Source organism: Roseococcus thiosulfatophilus, from assembly GCF_017311575.1.
In the GTDB taxonomy this organism is placed as follows: domain Bacteria; phylum Pseudomonadota; class Alphaproteobacteria; order Acetobacterales; family Acetobacteraceae; genus Roseococcus; species Roseococcus thiosulfatophilus.
In genome coordinates this window covers 1-15,361 of the sequence record NZ_JAFFQY010000016.1, presented here as the reverse complement: position 1 = coordinate 15,361, position 15,361 = coordinate 1, and the positions used below count along the sequence as shown (strand labels likewise).

Sequence of the window (15,361 nt, the reverse complement as noted above, 5' to 3'; positions counted from 1 at the left end):
GCGCAGCCGCGCTTAGCGTCGAGCGGACCGGCGATGGTGGGTTTCGTGTCGTCGGTGCCGAGCCTGGATGGAGTCAGACAGGCGCCGAATTGCGTGCCGCGCTCGGCCAAGACGTCTTGATCGACGTCGCCCTTGATGTACCCAGAGTTGCACTGCGTGGGACGCTCGCAGGCGAGGCCCTGCTGCTCGACCTATCCTTCGGGCAGAGCGGCGGTGCACTCACCATCGCCGCGCGCGGCCGGTTCCGGGGCGGTCCTGCCTTTGACGGCCGCCCGCGTCCATTTCCCTTCATTTTGGACGAGCGCATAGAGGCAGGCGCGTTTGCGCGTGCCCTCGGCCTAGATCCTGCCGGCACCACCTACCTCACTATCGATGCAGCCCTCGGGTTGCGATTGGTGAGCCGCGGCGGCTTCGCACTTGGGCAAGGCTTGCACGTCACAGGGCCGCTCCGACTGCTTCCGAATGTTGGTGCTGGCGCCAGACTCGCCGCAATCGAGCTGCCGATCGTGCGTGGGCGCCGGATGCTTGGCCAGCGTGGTACCGCTGCGTTCCGCCTCGACCCACGACCAGACAGGCTGGTCGTGGTCGCAGCTGAAGGCAACGCTCGCCACCTGCGCCTCGAGGGTGGGGGCGACCTGACAATCGCCGACGTGCGCCTCAGCTATGGCCCTGGCAGCACCGTACGCTTCGCTGCGACAGGATCTGGCGCCGGAGCATGGCGGCTCGATTTGCTGTTGCCTCCTGACGCCCAGGATGTGGATACGCCGGAGGGTCGCGTCGAACTCAGCGGAACCGGTGGGTCGGATATCGTCGCCGAGGGAAGCGCCGGCAGCGTCACCCTGACCCGGGCCGAAGCTCGCCTCCATCACGTCGCGCATCGCTTACGGCTAGCCCCCGGCATTTCCGGATTCGCCGACCTTGGGCGGCTCGATTTCACTGCAGATACGCGCGTCGCCCTTGCCACCATCGACAGCGACGGCGTTGCTACTGCCCCCGGCGCCGGGCGGTCCCCTGTGCGTCCCCTTGCACCAACAGCTGGCGGTCGCATTCCACTCGTGGCCAGCGCCGGACCGATGCGCCTGAACCTGGACACTGCGTGCTTATGGGCAGCACGGGACGCTGACCAGTTCCGGGCCCGTTTCGGTTTCCGCGGCCTTGACCTCGTTGTGGGCCGCCGCGCGGCCACGCTTCATGTGTCAACGGGCGGCGCCCCGCCCACGCTGATCGCCCGCCTGCCTCCGCAGCATGTCATGGAGGAGGCGTTTCCCCGCGTTGCCCCAATACAGCCTGGCCGCGCCCTTAGGCCCGAGGAATTGCCTGCAGCCTTTGACGTAACTGCTCGCGAGAGGCTGCAGGCCACGCTGGTCGCGAGCGAGGACGATCCGAAAGAAAGGCAGGAGTTCGTCCATTTCGCGGACCGTTACGCGGAACGCTACAGCAAGCTCGCCCCAGCCGCCCCAGCCGCCCCAGTCGCCACGGTCCCCCCGGCAGCCAGTGGCCCGCCCGCAGCGCGCTACCCGAGCGGCGCCACCCGGGACCTGGAGCGCATCTGGGTCGGTCGCGACGGGCTGATCACCCCACTAGGCCGCCGCGCCGCCCGGGAAACCGCCCAGGCGATCGCCGCGGAGCGTCGCGCCGACCTCAATTCGATCCCGCTCGGTCTCAGCGACATCATCATCGCCGACGTACTCCGCCGCCATGGACGCCTCGCTGTCGTCACTAACGCCAACACCCCCGTCCCGGCCGCCACCGCCGCCGTGCGTGAGCTGCTGCGGGAGGCGGGCATGCGTCAGGCCGACCTCGCTCTCCTGCTGCGCGAGGCCGCCCGGCCTTCCGATCCCGCCGCTCTACCGCGCGACACCGAGCCGCCCAAGCCTTTGCTGCTTGATGCATGGCGTCGCGAATGGCCCAAGAGCCTTCGTCCCGGCCCGCTCCGGGACGCCCTGGCAGCCACGCTGCACGCAGCCGAGGGCCTCACGCCTGACAGCGCGCTGCTTGGCCGTCTCCAGGATGCCCTCGACGCCGCCAATCGCTCCCGCGCGCCCGCGCATCTCCCCGTAGTCGCACGCGCCGCTGGCGAAACGCGCCTCGCCTTCGCCCTGCCGCTCAAGCCCGGCGCCACGCTGCCTTGGACGCTCGAAAGCCTGCTCGATTGGGGTGCATGGGAACTGCGCGTCAGCCGTCGCGCCGAGAGCCGGATCGCGGTCGCGCCGCAACCACCTGAAGAGCCAGGCGGCAAGCCCAGCTCTGCCCCCGGACCAGACCCGGCGGGAGAGTTGACGCGCCTGCTCGCAGCGCAACTCGGGACGTCTGGCCAACAAGCCCTCGCTGAACGCCTCGGCACGCTGCGCCGCATTCTTCGGGAGGCGCCCGGAGACACCGAGACGGCCATCGAGCTGCCCTCCCGCCTCATCCTCTCGCCCGACGCCGCCCCGCCCGACAGTGGCCCGGCCAAACCACCGCCTGGCGTGCCGCGCCCGTCCGGGGGGCCGCGTGGCCAGCCGAAGCCGGCCCGCCGCTTTCGCCCAAGCAAAGCGCCCGCCGCGCACCTTGATGCAGGCTCGCACATTGTCCCGTTGTGGCGCGCCGACCTCTTTGAGACCCCGGGAGACGCGTTCAGCCTGCGCGCCATCCACACGCCGGACTACGACTTCGACCCATCGGTCCCGGCCGGGGAAAGCCCCGACGACGACATGCAGGGCCCCCGCGGGCCGCTCCGCCACCCTGAGCGCGGCCGGCAAGCTGGCCAACCCAGCGATACGCTGTTCGCCCTGGACGACTTTGATCGCCGCCAGATCGTCGCACTCTCAAGCCTGCACGGACTGCCGGTGCTCGCCCGCCGCGCTCCTGGCGGCACATTGCAAACCAGCCAAGTCGCTCCGCCTGATGCCTTCCGCATCGCTGATGGCTATCTCGCCGGGCAAGACGGCGCGGAGCAGGCCCTGTACGTGCCGCGCCCGCTCCCCACCCGTCTGCTGCGGCTGACGGCGCTCGGCGGCTCGCTCGACCTTGAGGCGCCCTTTGTTCCGCCCGCGCCGCTGCGCCACAAAGAGAGTGCCCGCAACATCTTCGACGCCTACAGCGTCGAGCGCTTACGCGTACTGGTTGCGCTCGGCCGTGAAGTGACAACGGAGGTCGTCTACAAGGGCTTCCTCTATCCGCTCGGGGTTCGCGCCTCACTCGTAAAGGAGACCGAGCGCCACTACCTCCCGTGGCCACAGAGCTACAACGCGGACTTTACCGACTGGCGCGGGCCGCTCGCCTTCCAGGTTCAGCGCTGGTTCATCCAGATCGGAAACCGTAAAAAGACCTTCCCTGGCATCGGTCAGCCGTTCGAGGGTCGCGCTTGGCCGGCGCGCGCGCTCACCATGCTGACGACGCGTACGCCAGAGTTGCTCAACCCCACGCGCTCCAGCGGACCCGGCGATACCACGATTTGGATCGAGGAGCTGAACGGTCGCCTCAACCAGCGCGACCGCACGGGCTTGGTGTTCTGGCCGCGCACCGCATCGGGCGAGAGCGGCAATGTGCGCTTCCGCTTCGCGGTCGATCAACGGCCCGAGCCGGTTTCGATGCCGCTGATCTTTGTGGACAATCAGGCGGCGCACGACGCGCCGACCATGCGTGCGCTGCAGGCGTACTGGAACGCACCGGACGCGAGCATCCCGAATGCGCCCACCTCCGCGCTCGCCCGTTGGCAGGCGTTGCGGCGGCTCGAGCACGCCGGTGTGCCGCGCCGATACGCCGTCGAGGACGCGCCCGGCGATACCACGTTTGAGAGCCTCGACTGGACGGTGAGGGTTGACAGTCGAGCGGAAGAGCCCGCTGTCGACGAGACCGCCAATGCGCTTGCGCCGCCGAGCCGCGAGACGCCGCTGCACCAGTGGCAGATGAATTCGGCGATGGAAAGTGAGGACCAGGCACCCTTCTATCCGCGTTGCCTGGAGGCGACGATCCGCCACGACGGCGTCGCGTCCCTCACCGGTAACCCGCAGGCACCGATCCGCGTCCGCTTCCTGAACGAATACCTGTTGGCCGGCCTACCGGTGCTGAAAGGCGACGAGCTCAAACTCGGAACTGCGGACCGCGAGCGGCTGCAGGCCACGCTTCTGGCCGAAGAGCGCAAGAGGGCCGGGGACGCCCTGGTCGGCCAGTTGTCGGACTCCGACCCGAACCAGCCTAGATTCGGCCCGCACCGGCTGGCCTACCTCCACGTCATTGGCGATCCGCCTCGCCAGGGCATGGGCAGCAACGGCGACCGTGCCTCTGGTGTCATGCGGCCGGAAATGGTCTTTCCGTTCATAGGCCGGAAGGGGCCTATCGGCGCCTCAGCGCCCGCCTTGGGCGCGACGCCCAGCGTGCCGGAGAGCGTCGGCAGCGACTTCGTGCTGCCCGACGCGCGAATCCTCGGGCTCGTCAGCCTCCAGACGCTGCTGAAGGACGCCGCCGCCCCGCTGCTGCGGCAGGCGCTCGAATACAGCTTCGGCCCGACCGTGGCCGACGCCGATGCTGCCGCGAGGCGGCTAGCGGCGGAGCTGCGTTCGGCCCTCAGCGGCGTGCTCGCGCGGTTCGACGGCGCCAGCCCCCAAGCCCAACTCCTTGTGAACGCCTACGCCAGCGCGCTGGCGGCGATGCGCAGCCTCGAGGCCGCGCTTGATGCGATGACGACCGGTGGCTTGGTTGCACTGCCTCCGGTCATCACCGCTGGTCGCGCCGTGCGCGACGAGCTCGAGCGATTGGCCGCTAATCCGCTCGGCCCGCTCAGTGAGCTTGGAAATCAGCTGCTTGGCAAAGCGCGCGATGACATCACCAAACACTCGCTCGACATCGTCCTAGGCAAACTCGCCAGCTTGAACATGTCCTCGCTGGCTTCGCTGTTTGGTGTGCTGGTACCGCTGGGAGACGCGCTGCTCGCGCTCGACGAGGCGATCGCCGCACTCAACATCGCCAGTGTGCAGGCGACCGCGCTCAGAACCGTGATGGTCCCACATCTGCGCCGCGCCGCCACTACTGCTACGTCGCGCCTGTTTGCCACGCCGAATGCGTGGCCGCAGAAACTCGATGCCGTACCGGCTGCGTGGGGCAGTCTGCTGATGGCCGCACTCCGCGCGGAAGAGGTGGCAGGTGTCGATCACGCGCTGATCGACCGCGTCTACGCAGCGCTCGCAGGTGTTTTCGACTCTTGGACGCCGCCGTCTTCGAAGCTGCCGCCACCACCGCTGCTAATGGCCCGGATCTACACAGCTTTGCGCGGGGCTGTAACGACCGACTGGCCGGGGGCAATCCGCGCTCTGGAGCGCGAGGGATTGGCGCGCTTGCAAGCCTGGGTCGGGGCGCGGCTCGATGGCGCCTGCACCGCTCTCGGAACACCCGCGGCGGCGGCCGTGAGCAGACTACGCGACGCGCTTCTGGGCACCGTCGAGCAGCCATGCCCCGCCGACGCATGCAGCCTCGCGACGGCGCCAGTCCCGGCTCTGTGCGCCAATCTTTGGCAGCTTTGTTCAGTCGAGAGCCTGCGCGCGGACGCCACCGCTGTGGGCAATGCGCTCGTTGGGCTGCACAACGCGATAACGGATTTCGGGGATGGCGTCGGGGACCGCTGCCAGCCCGCAGACGTCGCGCGTCTGACCGATCAGCTGCGCCGGCTGGACGCATCGCGCACGGCCTTCGGCGCGGCACTCGCGGCGTTCCTACGGGCACTGCGGAGGTCGGCCGAGGATAGCGCGCAGGAGTTGAACGACGAGCTGGCGGGCACCGCTGGCCGGCTCGCGGCCGCCCTGCTCGGTGCGTTACTGCCCGCTCCTGCAGCGATCGGTAACCTCCATGAGGCGCTCGAACCGGCCCTTGGCACAGCGGGTGCCACGGCTGCGGTGACGCCGCTGCGCGCCCTCCGAAACACACTCGATACGCTGCGGGCCGAGTTCAATGGTGTGGAAAGCCGGCAGGCGCTGCAGGCGGCTTTGGCAAAGCTCACCAATGTGCCCTCCGAAGCGGAGCAACTGGCCGACGCGGCGCTTACGGCGGCCAGCGACGCCGCGACGGAGCGCACCACCGCCGCGCTCAACGCACTCGTCGAAATTGGCCGCCGCGCTGTCGCCGACTTGGTGTTGGCGATTGCCTTGCCCGGCAGCGCGACAGCAGACGAAGCGGCACGCTTCCTGCTGGAGCGCTTCGGCGACGCGCTCAACGCCGCACTGACTGCGCGCCGCCAACCGCTTCAAGAGCTGTGTAACCTCGACACAAGGCTAGGTCTGACTGGCGATGAGCGGTTGGCGACGCTGCTCTTTTGGCCAGCGCCGACCGACAGCGCTTGTCCGACCGCTGCGACCGACAGGGTGAACGACGAGCTTCTCGAGGTCACCAACGCCCTCAACGCCGCAACCAGCGTGGCCCAACGAGCCGCCAAGCTCGCTGAGCTGGTCGAACGTTGGTTCCTGCCTGGCGGCGCGGGGTCAAGCGTCGAACACATTGTGCGCAATCTGGACGACCGCCTGCTTGCCGGCGCACGGCGTGCCCTTCTCCGCCTGCTCGACGCCGACGCGCTGCGATCCAAGCTGGAGACAGAGCTGGCGAAGCTTCTCCCCACCCGCCGCCGCTTCGACTACGCCTGGGCCGCTCCGCCAGCGCTCGAGACGGACCTCGGGAGCATTCTCACATTCAAGGGCGGTGGCTTTTCGGCCAGCGCCAACGCCACGCTCGATCTCCTGCGGCCGGCACAGCCGCTTACCGGCCGGATTCAAGGATCGGTCGGTGACTTCGACATCACCATCAAAATGCTCGGTCAGAAGGCGCTGACGCTGTTCTTCACAGGTGTCGGCTTCGATGCCGCGCCCGGCGAGGCGCCCAGGATCAGCGAGCCAAAGCTTAAGCGCTTCGAACCTAGCGGCACGCTTTTGTTTCTAGCCGGCCTTGCCGCCTACGCCAAGCTAAAGGACGGCGATTCCAGCGACAATGGCGCAGCCGACAGCGTTGCTGTTCCGAGTGGCATCTATACGGTCCCGCGGCCCGGAGGCGGCGCCGGCCTGCGAGCCGGCTACGGGCTGGCCTTCGGCCCGCTACAGATCGGCACAATGGCCTTTCTGGATTGCGTTTTTGATGCGCACGTCGAACTGCCTTTCGACGGCGATGCAGGGCATGCACAACTCACCCTCTCGTCGCCCGTGAAGCCTTGCACACTCGTCGCGGCTCCTTACGGCGGCAGCGCCTACGCGATCATGAAGAGCGTAACGCGACGTGGCGACACCAAACTGTTCACCGCGTTCGACGTCGCGTTTCATTTCGGCGCTGCGGTGCCCATCGTATTTGGTCCGCTTCAGGGCTCCGGCCGAGTGATGACCGGCATCCGGGTGTTTCAGAACGCCGAGGAGCCGGGCTTCTCCGCGCTGTTCGTCGCCGCCTTCGAAGGCCAGATCGCCTGCTTCGGCATCGCCGCGAGCTTCGTCGTTCAGCTCACCTACCAGCGCGGCTCGCTGCAAGGAAAGGCCGCGCTGACGTACAGCTTCTCGGTCGGTCCGGTGAAGAAGAGCTTCACCGTGCACGTCACGCGGAATGCGGGGCAGGGGTTGCAGACGGCAAATCTCGAAATGCCGGGCCGCGAGGGCGCGCGCGTGATGCTGGCGGGACCTCTGCCGGCCGGTACGCCGATCTCGTCGGGCACGACCGCGCCGGCGGCTTGGCTGCGCTGCGATGTGCCGGGGTTGATGCAAGACTGGCGCGCGCATAGGGCCCATTACGCTAACCCGAGCGCCGTGCTCGGCCGTCGGCGGCGTCGCGCGTGAGCGCCATGCCAAAGCTCGCCGAAGCTTACCGGGCGCGCCCGCAGACGAACTGTGCAACCGCCGCCGCGGCAACCGCGGGGCGGCACCCCTCCCGCCCACACCGGAGAAGTGGCCCATGAGCGCCACGGCCCTGCCCTCCCTACTGATAGTCCCAAACGGCGTCCACACGCCGTATCAAAGGGGCCGCACGACTCTCCGATTGCTACTGCTGGCGCTGCCTGCAAGCCAGGCGGGCGTCCAGGCGCAACGGGTCACGCCGTGGCGGCAGGACATGTGGCCAAGCCGAGCGCATGGCTGGTTTGACGAGGCGATGAGGCGGAGCCGTCGGGTCGAGGTGCTTTCGGGGCAGGGCCGCCGACGGCTCGCCGTGGGGCGACTCAGGCAGGAGACACCCGCGACACTGCCGCTCGAAAAGCTGAACACGCTGTGGGAGCGGGCGATGGGCGGCGCAGCAGGCCTCGGCGCCATGTTCGACAGCGCGATCACCGAAGATCGACAAGCCGCAACTCCCTCGGCGGTGCCAGCGCCGACCCTCGAAGCCTCCCTGCTGTTGCCACTGGAACGGGCCAGACAGACGCTCGAGGCTGTTGCGGGTACCGGAAGCGCCCTCGCCGAACGCCCACCCGTCCGCCCGCCGATGCAGGCTCTCGCCGCGATTGGCCGGCCCTGGCTTGGCGACGCGGCGCCGATGCTACGGCTCGCGGCTGCCGGAGCCGGGACGCTCGACCCTGCGTTGGCCCGCTTGCTCTGTGGTCCACCCGATGTCGGCGCGTGGCTCGACGCATGCGCTGCCGGCGAGGTCGACGCCGGCCACCCCTACGCCAAGCCGCTTGATCCGGAGGCGATCGCCGCCGCCGCCCTGGGCCATGGCGAAGAAGATCTTCTGTGGCTGTCCGACCGGTTGCATGCGCTCCACCACGCTGCGCTACACTTGGTGGCCGATAATCCTACGGACAGCCTGCCGCCCGAGACTGGGCATGGCGGCCGACGCTTGCACCAGTTGCTCGCCTCGCCGGCATTGATGCGCCTGTTCGGTTTCGCGCGCGACGCGCTGCTCGACTTCGAAGAGTCAGACGGCGCGTTGCCTGCAGGCGAGGCCGCGGTCATTTGCGCGCTGGCCGACCCTCATGATGACGACCCGGCGTCGCGCGACGTCGGGGGCGTGCTCGATGTCTTGGAACGCGGCTTCTTCCCGGCGGCGCCGCACGACTGGCGCCGCCTCACCGAGGCCTCCTCGCATGCGCGCAGGTCGCCAAGGTCCCCCGCGCCTGCGCCCTGGGCGAAGGCCGGCCTGCGCATCCTCTCCCCGCCCGGAGGGCCGCGGGTATGCGCCGGCTCGATCGAGCCCACGCTTTGCACCGAGGCCGACCATCAGTGCCAGCTGCAAGGCCGCCCCACTCGCACGATCACCGGCCCGCTATCACTCTTTGAAGTCGGCACCGACAGGGCCGAATCGCCCGCACCCCTCACAGCGCCGCCGCTGCTGGCGACCGACATTGCTGCACCGCCGCGGCTCCATCTCGGGATCGACGGTCCGGAAGGCCATACGACGTGGATGGCAACTTCCGCCCGGACAGTGACGCTGAGTGATCCTTGGGGGGGTCGTGACGCTGACTGGCCTGCACGAGTGCTCCAGGCGCTCACGCCGAGCTGGCTGCCGGCGTCGGAACGTGACGCGGCCGGCATTACGAACAAGGCGACCTATCAGGACGAGCTGGAGGACGGAGAAGGCAAGCCACGGCGCGCGGTATGCGACCCCCGGCTCGGCGCCTATCATGGCGACGATCTCGGCGCGCCACCCAACGAGCTCAGCACCTTCAGACGGGTGCAGCCGGCCGTGGCCCCGCGGGCGAACGGAACGAGGCCGAACGCGCCGCCCGACTGGTTCCGCCACCACCTGTCGAGTCAGTTGAGCGTCGGCTGGCGGGCTAGCGAAACGGAGCTGAAGGCGCGCGACGATCTGCTCGTCAACCAACACTTCAGCATAGCCCCGGGCGCCGGCCTCGCACCGCTGGTGTTCGGCTGGTCCTACCGTTTCGCCCTGGAGGACCGCACGCTGGGCGGCGGCGGGGCCGGCGCCGAGCAGGCGCGGCGCTTGCTGTCGGCGTTCGGATCGCAGCACGCTTGGCCGCCGCGCGATCAGCCCGGATATCGGTACCTGCGGCACGAGCCGATCGCGAAACCCATGGTGATGCTCGCCCCGGGCACGGCCCGCACAGGCTCGCGCGAGCACCTGCTGCAGAGCAATGAGCGCATGGTGCTGGTACACGCTAGCCAGCCGGGCAGGGACGACGCGCGCAGCCTCGCCCGCACCGCACGCATTCTATTCGCTCCCGCCGTGGCGCCGGCCTTCGCCGCCCGCCATGACATGTTTGACGGAGCAGTTGAGCCCACAACCATCCGCGTGCAGGTGCAAGACCCTCCGCGATCACCGCCGGATAGTGAGCGGGAACGGCCCCAGCCACGGTGGGTAAACGTGGCCGCCAGCCTGCCACGACAAGGCCTGCCGCAAGCCTTCATCGAGGAAGAGACGAGGTCGCGTACGCCACGTGGCGGTGACGATTCCCCACTGCCGTCCCGGCTGCGCCTGCGCGCCTTGCGCGAGCGTCGTGAGGTTCGCCGCACTCCGTACTTCCCCGACCCCGCGGCCGCGTTTCTCGTCCTCCGTCTCGCCCACCCAACAAGCGGCGAATGGCTTGAGGAGCCGCCCCTCGTCCTCCGACTTCGTGCGCCCATCGAGGCGGCCGGACCCGACGCGTGGCCGGACGTTCTGCCCGTTCGGCTGGAGCTCGTTGCCGCCGAGACGACACAGCGACGTCGCCTGTCTGACGGGGGCTGGGGCGAGGAATCTGCGCCTGCCGTGCCTAGTGGGCCTGAGGCCGGGGCGCGGCCGCCAGGCCTTCGTCTCCGTGTCGCCCGCGTCGCACTGGCCCGCGGCGAGGCCGTGAAACTTCGCGCGTGGCTTGTGCCCGACGCTGCCGACCTCGCCGCTTGGTTCGACGTCGTGGAAAAGGCCGCAACCCTCGCCCGGGCGGAAGCCGGCGCCTGCGGCGCGACCGGAGCTGGCGCTGCACTCGAGGGGCTCGCCACCTTGCTCGACGGCAAGCGCTGCGAAGGCTCGACGCCTGCGCTTGCTGCAGCCGCCGCGTTCCACGCGCACCTCCTGGCCGAACCGCTTGCGGCCATCTGCGATACCGAGGAACTCGAGCTCGTGCACGCCTCCGATGCGCCGGCGATCCGGCCAGAGTTCGTGCCTGGCACTGTCGCTCTGGCGCGGCCCAAGGATCTTGAGCCAGCCGCGCTTACCCGGTTCTTCGGCGAAGTCGGAGCGGCGGAGAGCTGGGGTCCCGCCGGCGCTGCCGACGACGAATCTGTCGCCCTGCTGCCGGGCGGCGCTATCGTCTTTGACCCGGCGACCACCTCTGGTCTGGTCGTTGAGGCCGAGATCGTCGCACCTGGACAGGAGACGCTCGACCCTCCGCCGCGCGTATCGCGGCCCGAGCTTGTGCCCGAGCCGTCCCAGGCGTTGCCTTTCGCGCTGACGCGCGATGGCGAAGCGAACTTTCGGCCAGCGTTGCCGCGCCCCGGTGATCCGCCCGAGCAAGACCCAAAACTGCGACCCCATTGGGTACCGCTCGTCACGATTAGCAACATTCCGCAGCCTGCAGACGCGCGCGCCGGCCGTCGCACGCTGCGCCTGGAGGAGTTGTTTGCCGGTGTGGCGCCGGGCTTCGCCGGCGCGAAGATCGCTTACGAGCCCGCGCTGAAGCAGCCGCAGGCCCGGCAATTGCGCCTTCGGGTGGTCGCGCAACCGCGGAACCTTGACCGCTTGACGGCGAGCCCAATCACAAAACGGCCGCCAGCGGTGCCCACGAGACCAAATGGTCTGGACGGTGTGCCCTCGGAGACCTTGGGCGCCTCCCCCGTCACAGCAGGTACGAGGCCCATCACCCGCGACGCCGATCCAATCCGTCGCTCGGTTCGCGGTCCCGAAACCGCCTGGCTCTGGGCTCCCGCAACGGCGCGCCCGGCGCCGCCCAACCCGAAGGATCTGCTGCCAACTCTTGAGTGGTCGCCGCTAGTCCGCCGCCGCGATGGCGGCACATTGCGGGTCGAAGGCGAGCGCCGCGCTGGTCTCCGCCTCTGGCTCCGCCGGCCTTGGTTCACCAGTGGCGAGGACGAGCGGCTCGCCATCGTGCTCTGGCCTCCGCTCGCCTTTGCGCTGATGGATAACGAAACTGCCGTCTTCGCGCCGGACGACCGCGCACTGCGGGGCCTCCACGAGGATGACCTGGGACCGCTCGGCCGCTTTGTCTCCGTGTGGGGCTACGACCCGATCGGCGCGGGGCCGCTCGCTGAGGGGCCGCAGCGGACCGCGCCGGGGGGCGGCCGCGTTGGCGAAGTAGGCGCCACCTTCGCCGTGCAGTCGGCTACATCCCAAGGGTCGCCCGAGCCCTGGCGAAGCTCCTTCCTTGGCCGGCAGCACATCGCTGTTGCCGATGATGCACGGTTTCACCCTCACGTGCTCCTGCCGGTGCCCGGACAGGGCGCGCCGACCGGCCAAGCTGGCTCGCGTGAGACGATGGCCGCAGTGAGCGTGCTCAGCGCCCCGGTGCGCTTCGCTTCCGACCTGCCTGGGTCCGAGCCCGAGCCATATGTGGATGTGGTGATGCGCCTGCCCGTCCCACAGGAGACCTTGTTCCGCCTTGGCTTGGCGCGTCTTCAAGAGCATGCGCGGCCCGACCGCCGCGGGCCGCCGCGGGAAGGGGTACGCGCGGGAATCCGTCTGTCAGCGCCGGTCACCCTGCAGGGCCGCGTGCCGCCCCCGCGCCGCTTCGGCGTGACAGCGACTCCGATGGACGCGCGGCAGGGTGCGCCAGGTCCAGAGACGCTGATTAGCGTTACGCTGGCTGGCCCAGTGCCGGCCGATCTTCGTGCGGCGGGACGGCGCGTGCGCATGGAACTGCGCGAGCGGCGCGGTGCCGACGAAATTCGGGTAACCCAAGTGTCGGGGCAGGACGCCCGGCTCGAATGGCTCCCAGGTGAGGCGCGGCAAGGCATTGAGCACCGTGTGCTGAGCGGGGAAGAGCGCTGGACGGGCGTGTTCCACCTGCCCGGCGACGCGCTGCGCGAGGATCGCGACCTCGTGGTGCGGATTGAGGAGGAAGGATGGCTGCCGAGTTCGGCGGGCGGGCCGCCCTCCGTGGCATTGCCTCGTTTTGCTGTCTCGCTACCGCTGAAGGATGGGTAAGGGGGCAACGACACCTCGAACCGCACCGCGCGGGTGCGATACACGGCCCGCATCCAGCCCTGGTCGATGGGCAATGAGTGGCCGACCGACCGACCCAGGAGAACGCTCCTCGATTGGCTCAATCGCTCGCCCCGCCGCCCGCCAAGATCATGATTGACCTCGTCACCTGACCCGATACGGTGGCGAAGCGGAAGGCGCAGCTGAAAAATTCCAACAACCTTTATGACGGCACCTCAGCTTGATACTCGATCCAGGAGGAGGAATTCGATGAAGCGTCGCTTAGCGTTTGCCCTTACTTCGTCGTCCCTCCTCGTCGCCGGATTTCAGTATGCTCTGCGGCCTGCGTTCGCCGCGACCAAAGTGTTCAACGTGAGAATCCAGAAGAAGGGAAATCCGGGTACGTTCATGCGAGTGCAAATTGATGACCGGGATGGCGGGGTGAATGTTTGGTGGCTTCGTGAGCAGAACACGTCGTTTGGAGAACTTCTTCCTATCCTGGACACGGAGCAATTTGTTGGACAGCCCGGAACGGCTCCTCTTGAGCTGCAGATATCTCCTGCAGGGAGAATCATTCTCAGGGGATTTGGTCTATTCTCGCCCCCAAGCCCGAATGAAACAGGGGACGCGGAAGTAAGAATACCCGGTCAAGCTCCAGAAGCTGACTGGATGTGGCGCCTGATAAGCTCCTCGTAGCGCGGGGAATTAGGCCGATTATCGTCAAGGCTGCCGACGAATTCCGCGCCAAGCCCGCGGCGCTGAATCAGATATGGCAGACCGACTTCCGCTCCCTAAAGGTCATCAGCAGGGGCTAATCCCATCTCTCCACCGTGCTCGACGAAAGCGGCAAGTTCGAAGCGCAGCTCGCCGCTTTCGTCGAGCACTACCATCACCTCCGTGTCCACAAGAGCCTGCAGGATCCACCCCGACCGACGTCTACTTTGGCCGCGAACCTTATATCCTGCGTAATCGAAAACGAATCAAGTGTCAGTCCAACTAACGCCGCAGCTCGCTACACCAGCAGTAGGCCACATCACCTTCAACCCAGGCGAGCCAAGCTCTCCAATCTTGAATGCACTCATCTGCTTCGAACGATCCACCAACAGGCGACCACTTCCGAACAAACCTGCCAAACTCATCCGTCACAATATTGATCACACTCTAATTGGGCTAATTGTCTTGCTTGAATATCATTGCCGGTATTGACAGAAATCGTCTTCTTTTTCGATGGAGAGCAAGTGCATTCATAGGTGTACTTGAATGTTCCGGCTCCGCCCGGCTCTTTTTTTACAAACTTCACTGGCTCCGCCATCTCGCTACGTTCCTCCAAAAACTTCTGAATCGCGATCAGCTGATCAACACTTCATCACAAAGGCGATCTCATTGACCTTGGATTGTCAAGTCTCTCAGCGGCATGCTGAGCCGTTGGAGGTCGCGACGCGCTGCAGATGATCACACTTCGGGCACCCGCGCACCCCGGCAAACATCCACGGGCCGCCCCAGCCAACTGATCCCAGCGCCGGACACGTTCCGCTCGGCCATCACGCCGACAGATGGCAGGGTTTCCGGAAGTGTCCAGTTGATCGGCGATCGGCATTTTCATGGAAGTGCATAGTTCCACTTTCGCCAGTCTGTGTACGCGGGGCTACTACCTCGCCCTGACGCTTGTTGAACCCGCCCCGATCTGCCGCTCTCTAATCGTCCCCGCCCGCTGCGGTGCCTCCGCCGCAGCACACCCCGGGGACTGTATGTCGCTGCATCCACTCAAGGCCGAGACGACCGCACGTGGCGCACGGATGCTGCGCACGGCGTTCGGGCCGGGCATCGCGGCGTGGCTCGACGATCCCGCCATCGTCGAGGTTATGCTGAACCCTGACGGCCGACTGTGGATCGACCGCCTAGCCGAGGGCCTCGCCGACACCGGCCGCAGTCTCTCCTTCTCCGACGGCGAGCGCATCATCCGCCTCGTCGCCCACCACGTCGGCGCGGAGGTGCATTCGGACCGCCCCTGTGTCTCAGCGGAGCTGCCCGAGACGGGTGAACGCTTCGAGGGTCTGTTGCCACCCGTCGTCGCGGCCCCCGCTTTCGCGATCCGCAAACCCGCTGTCGCAGTCTTCATGCTGGAGGACTATGTCGCCGCCCGCATCATGACGGCCGCCCAGGCCGCCGCGCTGCGCTCCGCCGTCGCAGAGCGCCGCAACATCCTGGTGGCTGGCGGGACCTCGACCGGCAAGACCACGCTGACCAACGCCTTGCTCGCCGAGGTGGCGCGCGATGGCGGCCGTGTCGTCCTGATCGAGGACACGCGTGAACTGCAGTGCCGCGCCCCGAACCT

At 67.8% G+C, this 15,361-nt stretch carries 3 protein-coding genes and 1 pseudogene; all 4 read left to right on the top strand.

All coding sequences use genetic code 11. The features are described 5' to 3' along the window. Positions 1 to 116 precede the first annotated feature (116 nt). Positions 117 to 7,778, top strand: coding sequence for a hypothetical protein (locus tag JTN19_RS08355; RefSeq protein ID WP_206931461.1), 7,662 nt, complete (start codon positions 117 to 119; stop codon positions 7,776 to 7,778). Between the two features lie 115 nt (positions 7,779 to 7,893). Further along, a complete protein-coding gene (locus JTN19_RS08350) occupies positions 7,894 to 13,029 on the top strand; it encodes a hypothetical protein (RefSeq protein ID WP_206931460.1) in 5,136 nt (1,711 codons plus the stop codon). Positions 13,030 to 13,739: 710 nt separating this feature from the next. After that, positions 13,740 to 14,026, top strand: a pseudogene (locus JTN19_RS20125) (hypothetical protein); the annotation flags it as partial. Between the two features lie 748 nt (positions 14,027 to 14,774). After that, positions 14,775 to 15,361: ATPase, T2SS/T4P/T4SS family (locus tag JTN19_RS08345; protein WP_206931459.1), on the top strand; the 587-nt coding region annotated here is incomplete at its 3' end.

Bases quoted from the DNA above. Each gene is read 5' to 3' on its own strand.
- JTN19_RS08350 (WP_206931460.1), top strand. From the start codon at position 7,894: ATGAGCGCCACGGCCCTGCCCTCCCTACTGATAGTCCCAAACGGCGTC.